This window comes from Mycobacterium sp. GA-1285, assembly GCF_001499905.1.
GTDB lineage: Bacteria > Actinomycetota > Actinomycetes > Mycobacteriales > Mycobacteriaceae > Mycobacterium.
In genome coordinates this window covers 57,296-70,668 of sequence record NZ_LQIS01000055.1, presented here as the reverse complement: position 1 = coordinate 70,668, position 13,373 = coordinate 57,296, and the positions used below count along the sequence as shown (strand labels likewise).

Annotated in this window: 14 protein-coding genes; 9 read left to right on the top strand and 5 right to left on the bottom strand. The window is 65.6% G+C overall.

Features of this window, described 5'->3' with window-relative positions:
• Window positions 1–17 precede the first annotated feature (17 nt).
• Genes AU193_RS22015 through AU193_RS22005 form a run of 3 tightly spaced genes read right to left on the bottom strand, consistent with a single transcriptional unit; the run spans window position 18 to window position 2,214 of the window.
• On the bottom strand, window positions 18–347 hold the full coding sequence (locus AU193_RS22015) for a hypothetical protein (RefSeq protein WP_064424506.1): 330 nt from the start codon (window positions 345–347) through the stop codon (window positions 18–20).
• Complete coding sequence (locus AU193_RS22010; protein ID WP_064424505.1) at window positions 340–1,668, bottom strand: aromatic ring-hydroxylating dioxygenase subunit alpha; 1,329 nt, start codon at window positions 1,666–1,668, stop codon at window positions 340–342. Before AU193_RS22010 ends, AU193_RS22015 begins: the two co-directional genes overlap by 8 nt.
• A gap of 6 nt (window positions 1,669–1,674) precedes the next feature.
• Window positions 1,675–2,214: a carboxymuconolactone decarboxylase family protein gene (locus tag AU193_RS22005; protein ID WP_064424619.1), complete on the bottom strand. Its 540-nt coding sequence runs from the start codon at window positions 2,212–2,214 to the stop codon at window positions 1,675–1,677.
• A gap of 260 nt (window positions 2,215–2,474) precedes the next feature.
• Here AU193_RS22005 and AU193_RS22000 point away from each other — a divergent pair, with 260 nt between their 5' ends.
• The 6 genes from AU193_RS22000 (at window position 2,475) to AU193_RS21975 (ending at window position 9,012) form a co-directional block, all read left to right on the top strand.
• Window positions 2,475–3,770: an amidohydrolase family protein gene (locus AU193_RS22000; RefSeq protein ID WP_064424504.1), complete on the top strand. Its 1,296-nt coding sequence runs from the start codon at window positions 2,475–2,477 to the stop codon at window positions 3,768–3,770.
• 139 nt (window positions 3,771–3,909) lie between these two features.
• The gene (locus AU193_RS21995) at window positions 3,910–5,076 is read left to right on the top strand and encodes an acyl-CoA dehydrogenase family protein (protein ID WP_064424503.1); all 1,167 of its coding nucleotides are present in this window, start codon (window positions 3,910–3,912) and stop codon (window positions 5,074–5,076) included.
• A gap of 19 nt (window positions 5,077–5,095) precedes the next feature.
• Window positions 5,096–5,854, top strand: a complete 759-nt coding sequence (locus AU193_RS21990; RefSeq protein WP_064424502.1) for an SDR family NAD(P)-dependent oxidoreductase — start codon at window positions 5,096–5,098, stop codon at window positions 5,852–5,854.
• Entirely contained in the window at window positions 5,851–7,071 is a 1,221-nt protein-coding gene (locus AU193_RS21985) for a CaiB/BaiF CoA-transferase family protein (RefSeq protein WP_082683104.1), read from the top strand. Before AU193_RS21990 ends, AU193_RS21985 begins: the two co-directional genes overlap by 4 nt.
• Window positions 7,072–7,079: 8 nt before the next feature.
• Window positions 7,080–7,874, top strand: a complete 795-nt coding sequence (locus AU193_RS21980) for an enoyl-CoA hydratase/isomerase family protein (RefSeq protein ID WP_082683110.1) — start codon at window positions 7,080–7,082, stop codon at window positions 7,872–7,874.
• On the top strand, window positions 7,867–9,012 hold the full coding sequence (locus AU193_RS21975; protein ID WP_064424500.1) for a thiolase family protein: 1,146 nt from the start codon (window positions 7,867–7,869) through the stop codon (window positions 9,010–9,012). Before AU193_RS21980 ends, AU193_RS21975 begins: the two co-directional genes overlap by 8 nt.
• A gap of 66 nt (window positions 9,013–9,078) precedes the next feature.
• Here the strand turns inward: AU193_RS21975 and AU193_RS21970 are convergent, their stop codons facing one another.
• On the bottom strand, window positions 9,079–9,918 hold the full coding sequence (locus tag AU193_RS21970; RefSeq protein ID WP_064424499.1) for a mycofactocin-coupled SDR family oxidoreductase: 840 nt from the start codon (window positions 9,916–9,918) through the stop codon (window positions 9,079–9,081).
• Between the two features lie 149 nt (window positions 9,919–10,067).
• A complete protein-coding gene (locus AU193_RS21965) occupies window positions 10,068–10,682 on the bottom strand; it encodes a TetR/AcrR family transcriptional regulator (protein ID WP_064424617.1) in 615 nt (204 codons plus the stop codon).
• A gap of 123 nt (window positions 10,683–10,805) precedes the next feature.
• Between AU193_RS21965 and AU193_RS21960 the strand changes: the two genes are divergently transcribed.
• The 3 genes from AU193_RS21960 to AU193_RS21950 all read left to right on the top strand — a co-directional run bounded on the left by AU193_RS21960 (window position 10,806) and on the right by AU193_RS21950 (window position 13,353).
• Entirely contained in the window at window positions 10,806–12,089 is a 1,284-nt protein-coding gene (locus AU193_RS21960; protein WP_064424498.1) for a cytochrome P450, read from the top strand.
• Window positions 12,090–12,235: 146 nt separating this feature from the next.
• Window positions 12,236–12,853, top strand: a complete 618-nt coding sequence (locus tag AU193_RS21955; RefSeq protein WP_064424497.1) for a TetR/AcrR family transcriptional regulator — start codon at window positions 12,236–12,238, stop codon at window positions 12,851–12,853.
• Window positions 12,850–13,353: a hypothetical protein gene (locus AU193_RS21950; RefSeq protein ID WP_064424496.1), complete on the top strand. Its 504-nt coding sequence runs from the start codon at window positions 12,850–12,852 to the stop codon at window positions 13,351–13,353. The genes AU193_RS21955 and AU193_RS21950 overlap by 4 nt, the downstream gene beginning before the upstream one ends.
• Window positions 13,354–13,373: the final 20 nt, after the last annotated feature.

Sequence of the window (13,373 nt, the reverse complement as noted above, 5' to 3'; positions counted from 1 at the left end):
GCGAAGAGCAGACAACGTCAGACCACCGGCTCCTTGATACAGGTGATATAGGTCGCGCCGCTGTCGAGCACCCGCGGCTGCTTCCACACCTCGATCGGGAACGACACGTTGACCAGCGATTGCATCATGTGGATGAGAGCCTTTGCGTCATCGGGCATTCCGTCCAGGGGAAAGCGCGCATCGCAGTACTCCATGACGGCCTCGAGGCGCGCCATGCCGGCATCGTAGAACTCCTGCATCTCTTCCATCGTCGAAGACAGCCGCTTCTGGTAGCGCTCCTCCTCGGTGGGCAGGCACCAGTCGGTGAACCGCTCCAGGTCGGCGAATTCTTCGGGCAACTTAGGCATTGATCGCGTCCTTCTCGCTCGTTGCGGTGGTCTGGCCGTTGGTGAGGCCCTTCTCCTTCTTGTACGCGTTCACGTGGTCCCACGCGGTCTTGTGCAAGTGGCGCAGCAGGACCTCTTGGTCACACAGCGGGAAGTCCTTCACGACGCGGGTATTGATCATCGTCTGGGTGGCCTCGAGAGTGTTCGCGTCCTGGAACGCGTACTCCTTGAACGTCACGGCCGCGAGCTCGTGAGCAAGCCGCTCGCGGGTGTTCGTGGCGGGCACGAAGTACAGGGTGCATTCGAAGATGTGCTTGTCCACGTCGGTGGGCCAGTAGTGGTACGTCAGGTACCAGCCGGGCGCCCACAGCAGCAGCGTGAAGTTGGGGAAGAACTCAAAGGAGTCCTGACCCCAGGCGTGATGCCGCGACGGGTTGACAGCCGGCGGCAGCTCGTCGGGCAGGATGCCCTTGATCTTGGGCCGGTCCCACGGTCCGAACAGCCCGCTGTGCAGGATGCGCTCGATGGGCTTGACCATGTTGATGTCTTTCGGCGGGCTCATGCCACCCCACGAGGACACCATGGAATGCCTGCCCTTGATGTCGTAGGCCAGGGCCTCGAAGCCGTAGCTCGCCAGCTTCTCGGCCTCCTCCTTGACCGCCTGCTTCATGTGCAGGATCGGCGCGTGGTAGAACTCGACGAACGCGTCGATGAACAGCTTCCAGTTCGAGTTCACCTCGGCGCGATACGAATACGTCTCGGTCATCTCGTGGAACGGATAACCCTCCAGGCCCTTCGCGAAGTCGCCGAGGTAGTCGACCAGCGGCTCGGCGTCGTTGTCGAAGTTGATGAAGATGAAGCCTTCCCACACTTCGCACCGAACCGGCACCAGGCCGTAGTCGGCCTTGTCGACGTCGAAGAACTCACCCTCCTGCTGGATGAAGGTCAGATCACCCTTGAGGTTGTAGCGCCAGGCGTGGTACTTGCACGTGAACTGCCGGCACGTGCCCGAGACCTCTTCGCCGGGGTAGTCGTTCCACACCAGCTTGTTTCCGCGATGGCGGCACATGTTGTGGAACGCGCGCACCTCGTTGTCGCCGTCCTTGACGATGATCACCGAGGTGCCCGCACCGGCCGACGGCATCTCGCGCGTGAAGTAGCTGCCCTTCTTGGGAAGCCGCTCCACACGTCCCACATTGAGCCAGCACTTGCGGAAGATCGCCTGCTGCTCGAGCTTCCACTGCTCCGGGTCGATCGAGTCGGTGTAATCGACCGGCGCGGTGCCGAGTTCGGGCCAGTGCTCCGTCCAGCTGCCCTCTTCTGGTTTCGGGAAAAATGCCACGGTGTCTTACCTCTCTGCGAGATTTTCGGAGTCCGGTTCTACGCCGAAAGTGTTGATGGCCATGGCCAGTGCGCCATAGCAGCCGATGGTGAAGACGAGGTCCATCAGCTGACGTTCCTCGAGGTGTTCGGACAATGCGGCCCACGTTGCGTCGGAAATGGTGGCGTGGGCTTGGAGTTCGTCGACCGCACGCAGTACGGCCCGGTCGAGTTCATCTGAAGCCTCGCCGCGCTGGAGGGCGTCGATGACGTCGTCCGTAAGGCCTTCGTCGCGGCCCATCTCGACGTGGTGGCGCCACTCGTACTCACACTTGGTCAGATGCGCGACGCGCAGCACCGCCAACTCCCGCAACCGCGGCGGCAGCGTCGACCCGTAGAGCAGATGGAAGTTGAACCGCAGGAAGGCGCGGGTCAGCTTCGGATGGCGGACCATCGTCGCCAGCAGGTTGCCCGCCAACTCGGGATTGCGCCGTTCGGGAGACATGCTCGACAGGGCCTGCTCGACGGCTTCGTCCCACTCTGCTGCGGGCAGCGGCGGCACGCGCAAGGTGCTTCCTTCCTGTGTGCTCTCGGTGATGAGAATCAGGTTCTCATATTTCGCCAATAGATTTCCACCTTTCTCGCCGATGGTCAACGCTGGAGGTCATCGACGGTGGTCACGAGGGTGCCTCGCGGAACCTAACTGCCCTGACAGGAGGCCCTAGGGTGGTTTTCGGACATTGATTCTCGTAGGGTGAGAAGATAGTTTCCTCACATCGAGCACAGTCCTGATAGCCAGCCTCGGGGGACGCAACGAAAGGAACGGGCATGAACAAGGACGACATGATCTTGATCAGCGTTGATGATCACATCGTCGAACCGCCCGATATGTTCAAGAACCATCTGCCGAAGAAGTACATCGACGAGGCGCCGCGGTTGGTGCACAACCCGGACGGGTCGGACACCTGGCAGTTCCGCGACACGGTGATCCCGAACGTGGCGCTCAACGCGGTGGCCGGTCGGCCGAAGGAGGAGTACGGGCTGGAGCCCCAGGGTCTCGACGAGATCCGGCCCGGGTGCTGGCAGGTCGACGAGCGGGTCAAGGACATGAACGCCGGCGGCATCCTGGGCTCGATGTGCTTCCCGTCATTTCCCGGCTTCGCGGGCCGGTTGTTCGCCACCGAGGATCAGGAGTTCTCCTTGGCCCTGGTGAAGGCCTACAACGATTGGCACGTCGAGGAGTGGTGCGGGGCCTATCCGGCCCGGTTCATCCCGATGACGCTGCCGGTGATCTGGGATCCGGTGGAGTGCGCCAAGGAAATCCGGCGCAACGCCGAGCGCGGGGTGCATTCGCTGACGTTCACCGAGAACCCGGCGGCCATGGGGTATCCGAGCTTCCACGATTTCGACCACTGGAAGCCGATGTGGGATGCGCTCGTCGACACCGAGACCGTGCTCAACGTGCACATCGGCTCCTCGGGCCGGTTGGCGATCACCGCCCCGGATGCGCCGATGGACGTGATGATCACCCTGCAACCGATGAACATCGTGCAAGCGGCGGCGGATCTGTTGTGGTCGCGGCCGATCAAGGAGTACCCGACGCTCAAGATTGCACTGTCCGAAGGCGGTACGGGCTGGATTCCCTACTTCCTGGAGCGGGTGGACCGCACCTATGAGATGCACTCGACGTGGACAGGCCAAGACTTCGGCGGCAAGTTGCCCAGCGAGGTGTTCCGCGAGCACTTCTTGACCTGCTTCATCGCCGATCCGGTCGGGGTGGCCACCCGCAACGCGATCGGGATCGACAACATTTGTTGGGAGGCCGACTACCCGCACAGCGACTCGATGTGGCCCGGCGCACCCGAGCAACTCGACGAGGTGCTCAAGGCCAACAACGTGCCCGACGACGAGGTCAACAAGATGACCCACGAGAACGCGATGCGCTGGTATCACTGGGATCCGTTCACCCACATCAGCCGCGAACAGGCCACCGTCGGCGCGCTGCGCAAAGCCGCCGAAGGCCACGACGTCTCCATCCAAGCCCTGTCGAAGAAGGAGAAGACGGGCGCGTCGTTCGCGGACTTCGCGGCGAGAGCCAAGGAGTTGACCGGCAACAAGGACTGAGAGGTCTGCAAGTATCCGGAGTCCCGGCCACCGGGTCGGGAGTAGCGTCTTCGAGTGCGCCGGTGCGGAAGCTGCGTTCACGCGCCGGCGCACTGCTCTGCGGGACCATGACAAGAGGAGAACCACCGTGCCTGGCGGGATGAGTTTCGAGCTGACCGAGGACCAGGAGCTGATCCGCAAGTCCGTTCGTGAGTTGGCGAGCAAGTTCGACGACCACTACTGGATGGAAAAGGACCTCGCGCACGAGTTTCCGCAGGAGTTCTACGACGCGATCGCCAAGGGCGGCTGGCTCGGCATGACCATCCCGGAGGAGTACGGGGGGCACGGTCTGGGCATCACCGAGGCGACGCTGTTGCTGGAGGAGGTGTCGCGCTCCGGGGCCGCGATGAACGGCGCCAGTGCCATTCACCTGTCGATCTTCGGGATGCAACCCGTCGTCAAGCACGGCTCCGACGAGCTCAAGGCCGCGACGCTGCCGCGGATCGTCAACGGTGACCTTCATGTGTGCTTCGGCGTCACCGAACCAGGTGCGGGACTGGACACCTCGCGTATCACCACCTTCGCCAAGCGCGAAGGGGACAAGTACCGGGTCAACGGCCGCAAGGTGTGGATCTCCAAAGCGTTGGAGTCGGAGAAGATCCTGCTGCTGACCAGGACTGAGCCTTTTGAAGCCGTCACCAAGAAGACCGACGGGATGACGCTGTTTCTCACCGACCTCGACCCCGAGCACGTCGACATCCGGCCCATCAAGAAGATGGGACGCAACGCGGTCAGCTCCAACGAGGTGTTCATCGACGACCTGATGGTTCCCGTCGAGCACCGAGTCGGTGAGGAGGGTAAGGGTTTCAAGTACATCCTGGACGGCCTCAACCCCGAGCGGATGCTGATCGCGGCCGAGGCGCTGGGCATCGGCCGGGTGGCGTTGGAGAAGGCCGTCAAGTACGGCAACGAGCGCCACGTGTTCAACCGGCCGATCGGCATGAACCAGGGATTGCAGTTCCCGCTGGCCGACTCCCTGGCCCGGCTCGACGCGGCCGAGCTGGTGTTGCGCAAGGCCACATGGCTCTACGACAACGGCAAACCGTGTGGGCGCGAGGCCAATACGGCCAAGTACCTGTGTGCCGACGCCGGTTTCGGGGCCGCCGACCGGGCCCTGCAGTTGCACGGCGGCATGGGGTATTCCGAGGAGTATCACGTCTCCCGCTACTTCCGCGAGTCGCGGCTGATGAAGATCGCGCCCGTGAGCCAGGAGATGATCCTCAACTTCCTCGGTGAGCATGTCCTCGGACTGCCGCGTAGCTACTGACGGAGGAGCACGACCACCGATGGTGAACTATTTCGACCTGTCCGGCCGTTCTGCGCTGGTGACCGGCGCCGCGGGCGGTATCGGCTCGGCGGTCGCGCAGGCTCTCGCCGACGCGGGCGCCGCCGTGCTCGTCACCGACCTGGACAAGGACGCCGCCGCCGCAGTCGCAGAACGGATTTCGGCAAGCGGCGGTCGTGCGGATTCCGCCGCTCTGGATGTCTCCGATCGTGACTCGGCCGACGCGGCGGCCGCACAGGCGGCCGCACTGACCGACGGCGCCCTGCACATCGTGGTCAACAATGCGGGCGTCACCAAGCCCGCGATGTTCGAGAAGACGACGCAGGAGTCGTTCCGGCTGTTGTTCGACATCCATGTGATGGGCGCATTCAACGTCACCCAGGCCGCGCTGCCCCACATCCCGACCGATGGCACGGGCCGCATCGTGAACGTCACCTCGGCGGCCGGTCTGACGGGCACGCTCGGTCAGGTCAACTACTCGGCGGCGAAAGCGGGGATCATCGGATTCACCAAATCCCTTGCCCGCGAACTCGCCACGAAGAAGATCATGGTCAATGCGCTGGCCCCGCTGGCCGCCACGCCGATGACCGAGACCATCCGCACCAATGAGAAATTCTCGGCGAACATGATGAACCGGATCCCGATGAAGCGGTGGGCGGACCCGGAGGAGGTCGCAGGCGCGTTCGTGTTCATGGCGTCCGATGCCGCGTCCTACATCACCGGACAGGTGCTGCCGGTCGACGGCGGCATGGTCATGTGAGCGCCCCAGCGCCGCTGAGCGGCGTCACGGTCGTCGCGATGGAACAGGCCGTGGCAGCGCCGATGTGCACCCGGGTGCTCGCCGACTTCGGCGCCCGCGTGATCAAGGTGGAAAACCCCGACGGCGGCGACTTCGCCCGCCACTACGACGACGTGGTCAACGGGCCCGGTGGGCTGGCCGCGCACTTCGTCTGGGCCAACCGCGGCAAGGAATCGGTGACGCTGAACACCAAGGCGCCCGAGGGTATCGACCTTCTGCACCGCCTGCTCGATCGCGCGGACGCGTTCGTGTCCAACCTCGCGCCGGGTGCGACCGCGCGGATGGGTCTCGCCCCGGCCGACCTGGCCACCCGGCACCCCGACGTGATCCCGGTCGAGATCGACGGTTACGGGCCAGGCGGCCCGATCTCCCACAAGCGTGCCTATGACCTTCTAGTGCAGGCGGAGTCGGGATCGTGCGCGGTCACCGGCTACCCGGGCATGCCGGCCAAACCGGGCCCCGCGATGGCCGACTTCTCGACCGGCCTGTATGCGGCGATCTCCATCCTGGCGCTCCTGGTCGGACGAGGCAGGGGCAATGCCGAGGCCGCGAGCCAGTCGGTTGCGCTGAGCCTGTTCGACGTGATGACCGACGTGATGGGTTATCAGTTGACCTACACCCAGCATTCGGGCATCGACCAGGAACCGCTCGGCGTCGGCTCACCCGCCGTCGCACCCTACGGCGCGTTCCCGACGCGGGACGGTCAGACGGTGGTGCTCGGCACCACCAACGACCGGGAGTGGCAGCGGGTGGCCCGCGAAATCATCGACCGCCCCGACCTCGCCGTCGACCCCCGGTTCGCCACCAACCCCGACCGGTGCGCCCACCGCGAGATCCTCGAGGAGGCGATCGGATCCTGGTGTGCGCAGCACGATCTCGCCGAGATCCAGAAGATCGCCGACGACGCCGGAATCGGCAACTCGCGGTACAACCTGCCCAGCGAGGTCGTCGCGCATCCCCACCTCACCGCTCGGGACCGGTGGCGCACGGTTGCCACCCCCAAGGGTGACATCCGCGCGCTGCGCCCACCGCCGGTGATCAGCGATTTCGAACAGCCTATGGGCGCGGTGCCCGGTTTGGGCGAGCACACCGACGCCGTCCTGGGTGAATTGGGGCTCACCGCAGGGGATGTTGCGCGGTTGCGCGCCGACGGAGTGATCGGGCCCGCGTACCAGTGAGCGATGACGTGCTGCTGAGTTCCGACAGCGACGGGGTGCGGACCCTGACGCTGAACCGGCCGGACCGCAAGAACGCCATCAACGCGCAGTTGTGGGGGGACCTGGCCGATGCCCTGCGGGCGGCCGCCCGCGACACCGAACTTCGCGCATTGGTGATCACCGGCGCGGGTGGGGCGTTCTGCTCGGGCGCCGACATCGGCACACCCGAGGACATCCACCCGCGACACAAGTTACGGCGGCTCACCGACGTCGCGCTCGCGCTGCACGAACTGTCCGTACCCACCATTGCCAAGGTGACCGGGATCGCGGTCGGGGCCGGCTGGAACCTGGCGCTCGGTTGTGACTTCGTGGTGGCGACGCCGGAAGCCCGGTTCTGCCAGATCTTTTCGAAGCGCGGCCTGTCGGTCGACCTCGGCGGTTCGTGGCTGCTGCCCAAGCTGGTCGGCCTGCAACAAGCGAAGCGACTGGTGCTGCTGGCCGACATGATCGACGCCGAGGAAGCCCGCACGCTCGGGTTGGTCACCTGGCTGATACCCGCCGACGAGATCGACGGCTTCGTCGCGGATCTGGCGGCCCGGCTCGCGGCGGGCCCACCGGTCGCCTTGGCGCAGAGCAAGGCGCTGCTCAACGACGGGGCCAGCGCGACGCTGTGTGAGGCGTTGGCCAACGAGGCCCGCGCACAGCCGGCGAATTTCGCCACCGCTGATTCGACGGAGGCCTATGCGGCGTTCGCGGAGAAACGCGCCGCCGTATTTACTGGGCGATGGGCGCTACGGCCCGGATCGGAGAAGGACAATGCGTGAAACCGTGATCGTGGAGGCGGTGCGCACGCCGGTCGGCAAGCGTAACGGTGGACTGTCGGACATGCATGCCGCCGACCTGTCGGCGATCGTGCTCAACGCCCTCATGGAGCGTGCGGGCATCGATCCCGAGATCGTCGACGACGTCGTGTGGGGTTGCGTGTCGCAGGTCGGCGACCAGTCGAGCAACATCGGCCGCTACGCGGTGCTCGCCGCCGGCTGGCCCGAGACCATTCCGGGCACCACCGTCAACCGCGCCTGCGGGTCGAGCCAGCAGGCGCTGGATTTCGCTGTGCACGCGGTGATGTCCGGCCAGCAGGACGTCGTCGTCGCCGGAGGGGTGGAGGTGATGAGCCGGGTGCCGCTCGGCTCGGCGAGGGCCACCGGAATGCCTTACGGGCCCAAGGTCCTCGAACGCTACGGTGATTTCTCGTTCAATCAGGGCATCTCGGCGGAGTTGATCGCCCAGAAGTGGGGCTTCTCCCGCACCCGGCTCGACGAGTACTCCGTACGGTCACATGAGCTCGCTGCCGCCGCGCAGGACAACGGCGCGTTCGAGTCGCAGCTCATGCCGGTGTTCACCGACGGTGATCCCGTGGTGGCCGACGAAGGGGTGCGCCGGGGGAGCACGGTCGAGAAGCTCGCGGGACTCAAACCGGCGTTCAAAGACGACGGGGTCATCCACGCCGGGAACTCGTCGCAAATCTCCGATGGTGCCGCGGCGCTGTTGGTGATGGCCGCCGACAACGCGGTGGCGCTGGGCCTGAGCCCGATCGCCCGCTACCGCGCGGGCGCGGTCACCGGCGCCGACCCTGTGCTGATGTTGACGGGACCGATCCCGGCGACGGAGAAGGTTCTGCACAAGGCCGGAGTGGCCCTCGACGAGGTGGGTGTGTTCGAGGTGAACGAGGCGTTCGCACCGGTGCCGCTGGCCTGGCTCGCCGAGACCGGCGCCGACGAAAGCAAACTCAACCCGCTGGGCGGGGCGATCGCACTGGGGCATCCACTCGGCGCATCGGGTGCGGTCCTGATGACGCGGATGCTCAACCACATGCGCGACAACGGAATTCGGTTCGGTTTGCAGACTATGTGTGAGGGCGGCGGAACCGCCAACGCCACATTGGTAGAACTCATCGCCTGACGTTCGGGGCCTTCAGCGATTTTGATGCACCACCAGTCGATGAGCGACGGGTGGTGCACCGAATCACTATTTCAGCATGCTGCCGGCGTCGATGGTGACGGGAAGGCCGGTGACGTACCGCGATTCGTCCGAGGCGAGAAACAGGACGGCGTTGCTCACATCTTCCGGTTCCACCCAGCCGACGGGGAGCACGTGCATGAACTGTGCGGCGACGGCGAGATCGTCGGGTCCGGGATTCTCGAGGTCGGGACGGAAGAGCTTCATGGTGCCCTCGTTCATGAACAGCGGCGTGTTCACATTGGTGGGACACACGGCGTTGACCCTGATCGAGTGCTGACCCAGTTCGACGGCGAACGTGCGCATCAGGCCGATCACGCCGTGCTTGGCGGCGATGTAATGACCGGTATGGGGGTAGGGCTTGAGGCCACCGACCGAGCTGGTGAGGATGATCGAACCGCCGCGACCGGCGGAAAGAAGGTGGGGGACAGCGGCTTTCACGGTCTTCCAGACGCCCGAGAGGTTGACGTCGATCATGTCGCGCCAGTCGTCTTCGCTCGTCTTGTCCAGCGTTGCCCCACCGTTGCCGATGCCGGCGTTGGCGACGACGATGTCCAGGCGGCCCAACTGTTCGACGCCGCCGTCCACCACCGACTTGAGCGCGTCGTAGTCGCGCACGTCGACCTCGGCGGTGACGATTCGGCGGTTCAGGTTCTTGACGAGGTCGGCTGTTTCGGCGAGGTCGTCGGGTGTCGACCACGGGATGTCGTCGTTGCTGGAGATCTGCTTGCAGACGTCGACGGCGATGATGTCGGCGCCCTCCTCCGCGAGGCGCACCGCGTGGCTGCGGCCCTGACCGCGCGCGGCACCGGTCACGAACGCGACTTTGCCCTCGACTCGTCCACCCATGTGTCCACCTTCTGGCCGGTTCGATTTGTTTGATCGATCGATCAGGAGCGTGGCACTGATCGACCCACGTGTCAACTGTCGGGTGGCGCAGGGCGGGCGAGAGGCGTCATTGAACCGCCGTGCAGGCACTCCGTCGTGCCTACGCCGACTCAGTCCGACGGACGGTGTGTCGGCCCCGCGCTGAGCGATTCCTTCAGCGATTGCATCCAGCGCTGCATGAAGTCGCGCATCTCGTCGTGTCCGAGCGTGAGGCCGACCGCGTCCTCGTTGCACAGGCTGCGCGCGATCTGGACGATCAACATCGAAACGGCGACCGGGGGATAGTCGTCGAGATCGATGCCGCTGGCGCGCAGGGCCACGGTGACCGCGGCGGTCTCGATGTCGCGCACGCGTTCCGCGTAGGCCTTCAGCTCCGTGCGAATCACCTTGCGATGGTTGGCCAGTGCCATGAACTCGGTGTTCAGGCTCGTCCTTCGCAAATCGCTGTTGATCAGCCACAGCGTGTGCAACGGGTCGTCATCGGTGAGCGCGGCGCGCATGTTCTCCAGCGACGCCTCCGCACCGGCCCGCAACACCTCGACGAACAGGTCGTCCATCGTCGGGAAGTAGTAGTAGACCAGCGCTTGTTTGACCCCCGCCTCGGCGGCCACGCGCCGCGAGGTCGCGGCGGCATAGCCCTCGTCGCGCATGATCTTGGCGGTGGCCTCGATGAGTCGTTGGCGCGCCCCGGCTTCGGCCCGCTTGGCGCTCGCGGCTCGTGGCATCAGCGACCCTCCGCCCGAATGCTTGACCCTGTGTCGCGGCCCGTGGTAGGCATGGCGCATCCTAACAGTTTGATCGATCGATCAGATTGGCTGCGGGCGCCAGAACCGAAAGGACGGCCGTCGATGACCGATCTCGCCTCGGTGGACTACTTCTCCGACCATGCGATCAGTCAGAATCCCTATGACTATTGGGACCACCTTCGCGAGCTGGGACCGGTGTTTCGGGAACCGAACTACGGCGTCGTCGCGGTCACCGGTTACGCCGAAGTGGTGGCGGCGTTCAAGGACCACGATTCCTTCTCGGCGGTGAACGCGATCGGCGGGCCGTTCCCGCCGCTGCCGTTCGTCCCCGAGGGCGACGACATCACCGAGCAGATCGAGACACACCGCCACCTGTTTCCGATCTACGAACACATGGTGGTGATGGACCCGCCGGCCCACGAACGGGCTCGCTCGCTGTTGACCAAGCTCCTGACGCCGCGCCGGCTCAAGGAGAACGAGGACTACATGTGGCAACTGGTCGACGGTCAGATCGACCAGATCATCGGTAACGGGCGTTGCGAGTTCCTGTCGGAGTACGCCAAACCGTTTGCCACATCGGCGATCATCGACCTGCTCGGCGTGCCCGAAGAGGACCGGCCGGAGTTCCTGGCCGCGCTCGGAGTCGAGGAGCGCTACGGCACCCGCGTCGGCGCGCTCGACGGCGCCCCGGTGGGGCGGGACCCGCTGCAGTATCTCGACGACAAGTTCGCCGGTTACCTGGCCGAGCGTCGCCGCGAACCGCGCGGCGACGTGCTGTCGGGGATGGCGACGGCGGTGTACCCCGACGGTTCGACGCCGGAGCTGATCGAGGTCGTCAAGCCGGCGACCTTCCTGTTCGCCGCGGGGCAGGAGACCGTCACCAAGCTGCTCAGCGCCGCGGTCCAGACGCTCGGAGACCGGCCGGACATCCAGCAGATGCTGCGTGAGCACCCCGAGCGGATCCCGGCGTTCATCGAAGAAGCTCTGCGCATGCACTCGCCGACCAAGGTCGACTTCCGGCTCGTCCGCAAGAGCACCACGCTCGGCGGGGTGCCGCTGAAGGCGGGCACGATCGTGATGCTGTGCCTCGGCGCGGCCAATCGAGACCCGCGCCAGTTCGACGATCCCCACGAGTTCCGCCCGGACCGCAAGAACGTGCGCGAGCACATCGCGTTCGGACGCGGGATTCACTCCTGCGCGGGCGCACCCCTGGCCCGGGTGGAGGGTCGCATCACCGTGCAGAGGTTGCTCGAGCGCATGTGCGACATCCGGATCAGCGAGTCGGCGCACGGCCCGGCCGGTGAGCGCCGGTACGCCTACGAGCCGACGTTTCTGCTCCGCGGGCTCACCGAGCTGCACATCGAGTTCGCTCCGGCGGCCGCCTGACGATGTGCAGGCATCGATCGCATGCCGAAAGCGTCGCTGACCTGGCCATGTGACGGCCGTCTAAACCGAATTCGGCTGAGATGCTTGTCACAGCGCCAAAACCTACCTACTGTGTGTTCACTAGGTTGGTTGAACGGAGGAGTTCGGTGTCCGCCACGGAGTCCGCGCGGCCCTATGCCGCGCTCCTCGCCAAGGGCGAGGACCGCCGGCAGCGCATCCTCGCGGTGGCCGAACGCCTGCTCGCGCGCAACGGGTGGCGCAACACCTCGCTTGCCCAGATCGCCAAGGAAGCCGGGGTCACGCCCGCCGGTCTGCTGCATCACTTCGAGTCCAAAGAGCAGCTCCTCAACGCGGTGCTCGACGCCCGTGACGCCGACGACGCGATCCACGCCGATTACCGCTCCGGCGACCTCGTCACCGAGCTCGGCCGGGTCCCTGAACGCTTCGACCGCGCGCCCGAACTCGTCGGGACCTTCACCGTGCTGCTGGTCGAGAACATCGCGCCCGACGCGCCACTGCACGACCGTCTGGTCAAGCGATACCGCGACGCGGTCGACATCGTCACCGCGATCATCGAGCGCGGTCAGCAAAGCGGCAAGTACCGCCGAGACTTGGACGCGGCCACCAAGGCCGTGGAAATCCTCGCCTTCACCTATGGAATGGAGACCCTATGGTTACTCGACCCATCGATTCAATTGGCCGAGGTGTTCAAGGGATACGCCCAGTCGCTGGGGCGCGAGCTGGCGCCGCGGAGCTCGATATGAGGTACCGGCTCGACGTCGTCGCACCGACGGTGTCGGACGCGGTGAAGAATGCCGGCGGCTGGATCTACGACCGGGTGATGGCCGGATGGGACGTCACAGTTCTCGTCGGCGGTGACGAAGACGTTCGCCCGCTGACGATCCTGGGCGCCCGGACACTCGACCTGGAGTCGATCCTCGCGAATTGGGAGGACCGGCCCCACCCGCAGACCGTCGCCGTCGCCGCGAACATGATCGACCGCGACACGCGTGTTCTCCAGCATGTGCGCAACGCGCTCGATCAGGGCGCGACCGAGGTGACGCTGTGGGGTGAGCGGGTGCCCGCCGAACTCGACAGCAGCGTCGAATCCGTCGAGCACCGCCTGAGCGCGGCGGCCCGCGCGTTCAAGACCAAGGCGCTGGCCGCCACCGGCGACCCCGACGACGTCGAGGTCAGCGGCTGTGAGATGTTCCGCTGCGGGATGATGGTCTCGGTCGCTGCTGATCTGGTGCCCGCCAGCTGATTTCGGCGGGCGCTCGACGC

Bases quoted from the DNA above. Each gene is read 5' to 3' on its own strand.
- AU193_RS22015 (WP_064424506.1), bottom strand. From the start codon at position 347: ATGCCTAAGTTGCCCGAAGAATTCGCCGACCTGGAGCGGTTCACCGAC.
- AU193_RS22000 (WP_064424504.1), top strand. From the start codon at position 2,475: ATGAACAAGGACGACATGATCTTGATCAGCGTTGATGATCACATCGTC.
- AU193_RS21995 (WP_064424503.1), top strand. From the start codon at position 3,910: ATGAGTTTCGAGCTGACCGAGGACCAGGAGCTGATCCGCAAGTCCGTT.
- AU193_RS21990 (WP_064424502.1), top strand. From the start codon at position 5,096: ATGGTGAACTATTTCGACCTGTCCGGCCGTTCTGCGCTGGTGACCGGC.
- AU193_RS21975 (WP_064424500.1), top strand. From the start codon at position 7,867: ATGCGTGAAACCGTGATCGTGGAGGCGGTGCGCACGCCGGTCGGCAAG.
- AU193_RS21970 (WP_064424499.1), bottom strand. From the start codon at position 9,918: ATGGGTGGACGAGTCGAGGGCAAAGTCGCGTTCGTGACCGGTGCCGCG.
- AU193_RS21965 (WP_064424617.1), bottom strand. From the start codon at position 10,682: ATGCCACGAGCCGCGAGCGCCAAGCGGGCCGAAGCCGGGGCGCGCCAA.
- AU193_RS21960 (WP_064424498.1), top strand. From the start codon at position 10,806: ATGACCGATCTCGCCTCGGTGGACTACTTCTCCGACCATGCGATCAGT.
- AU193_RS21950 (WP_064424496.1), top strand. From the start codon at position 12,850: ATGAGGTACCGGCTCGACGTCGTCGCACCGACGGTGTCGGACGCGGTG.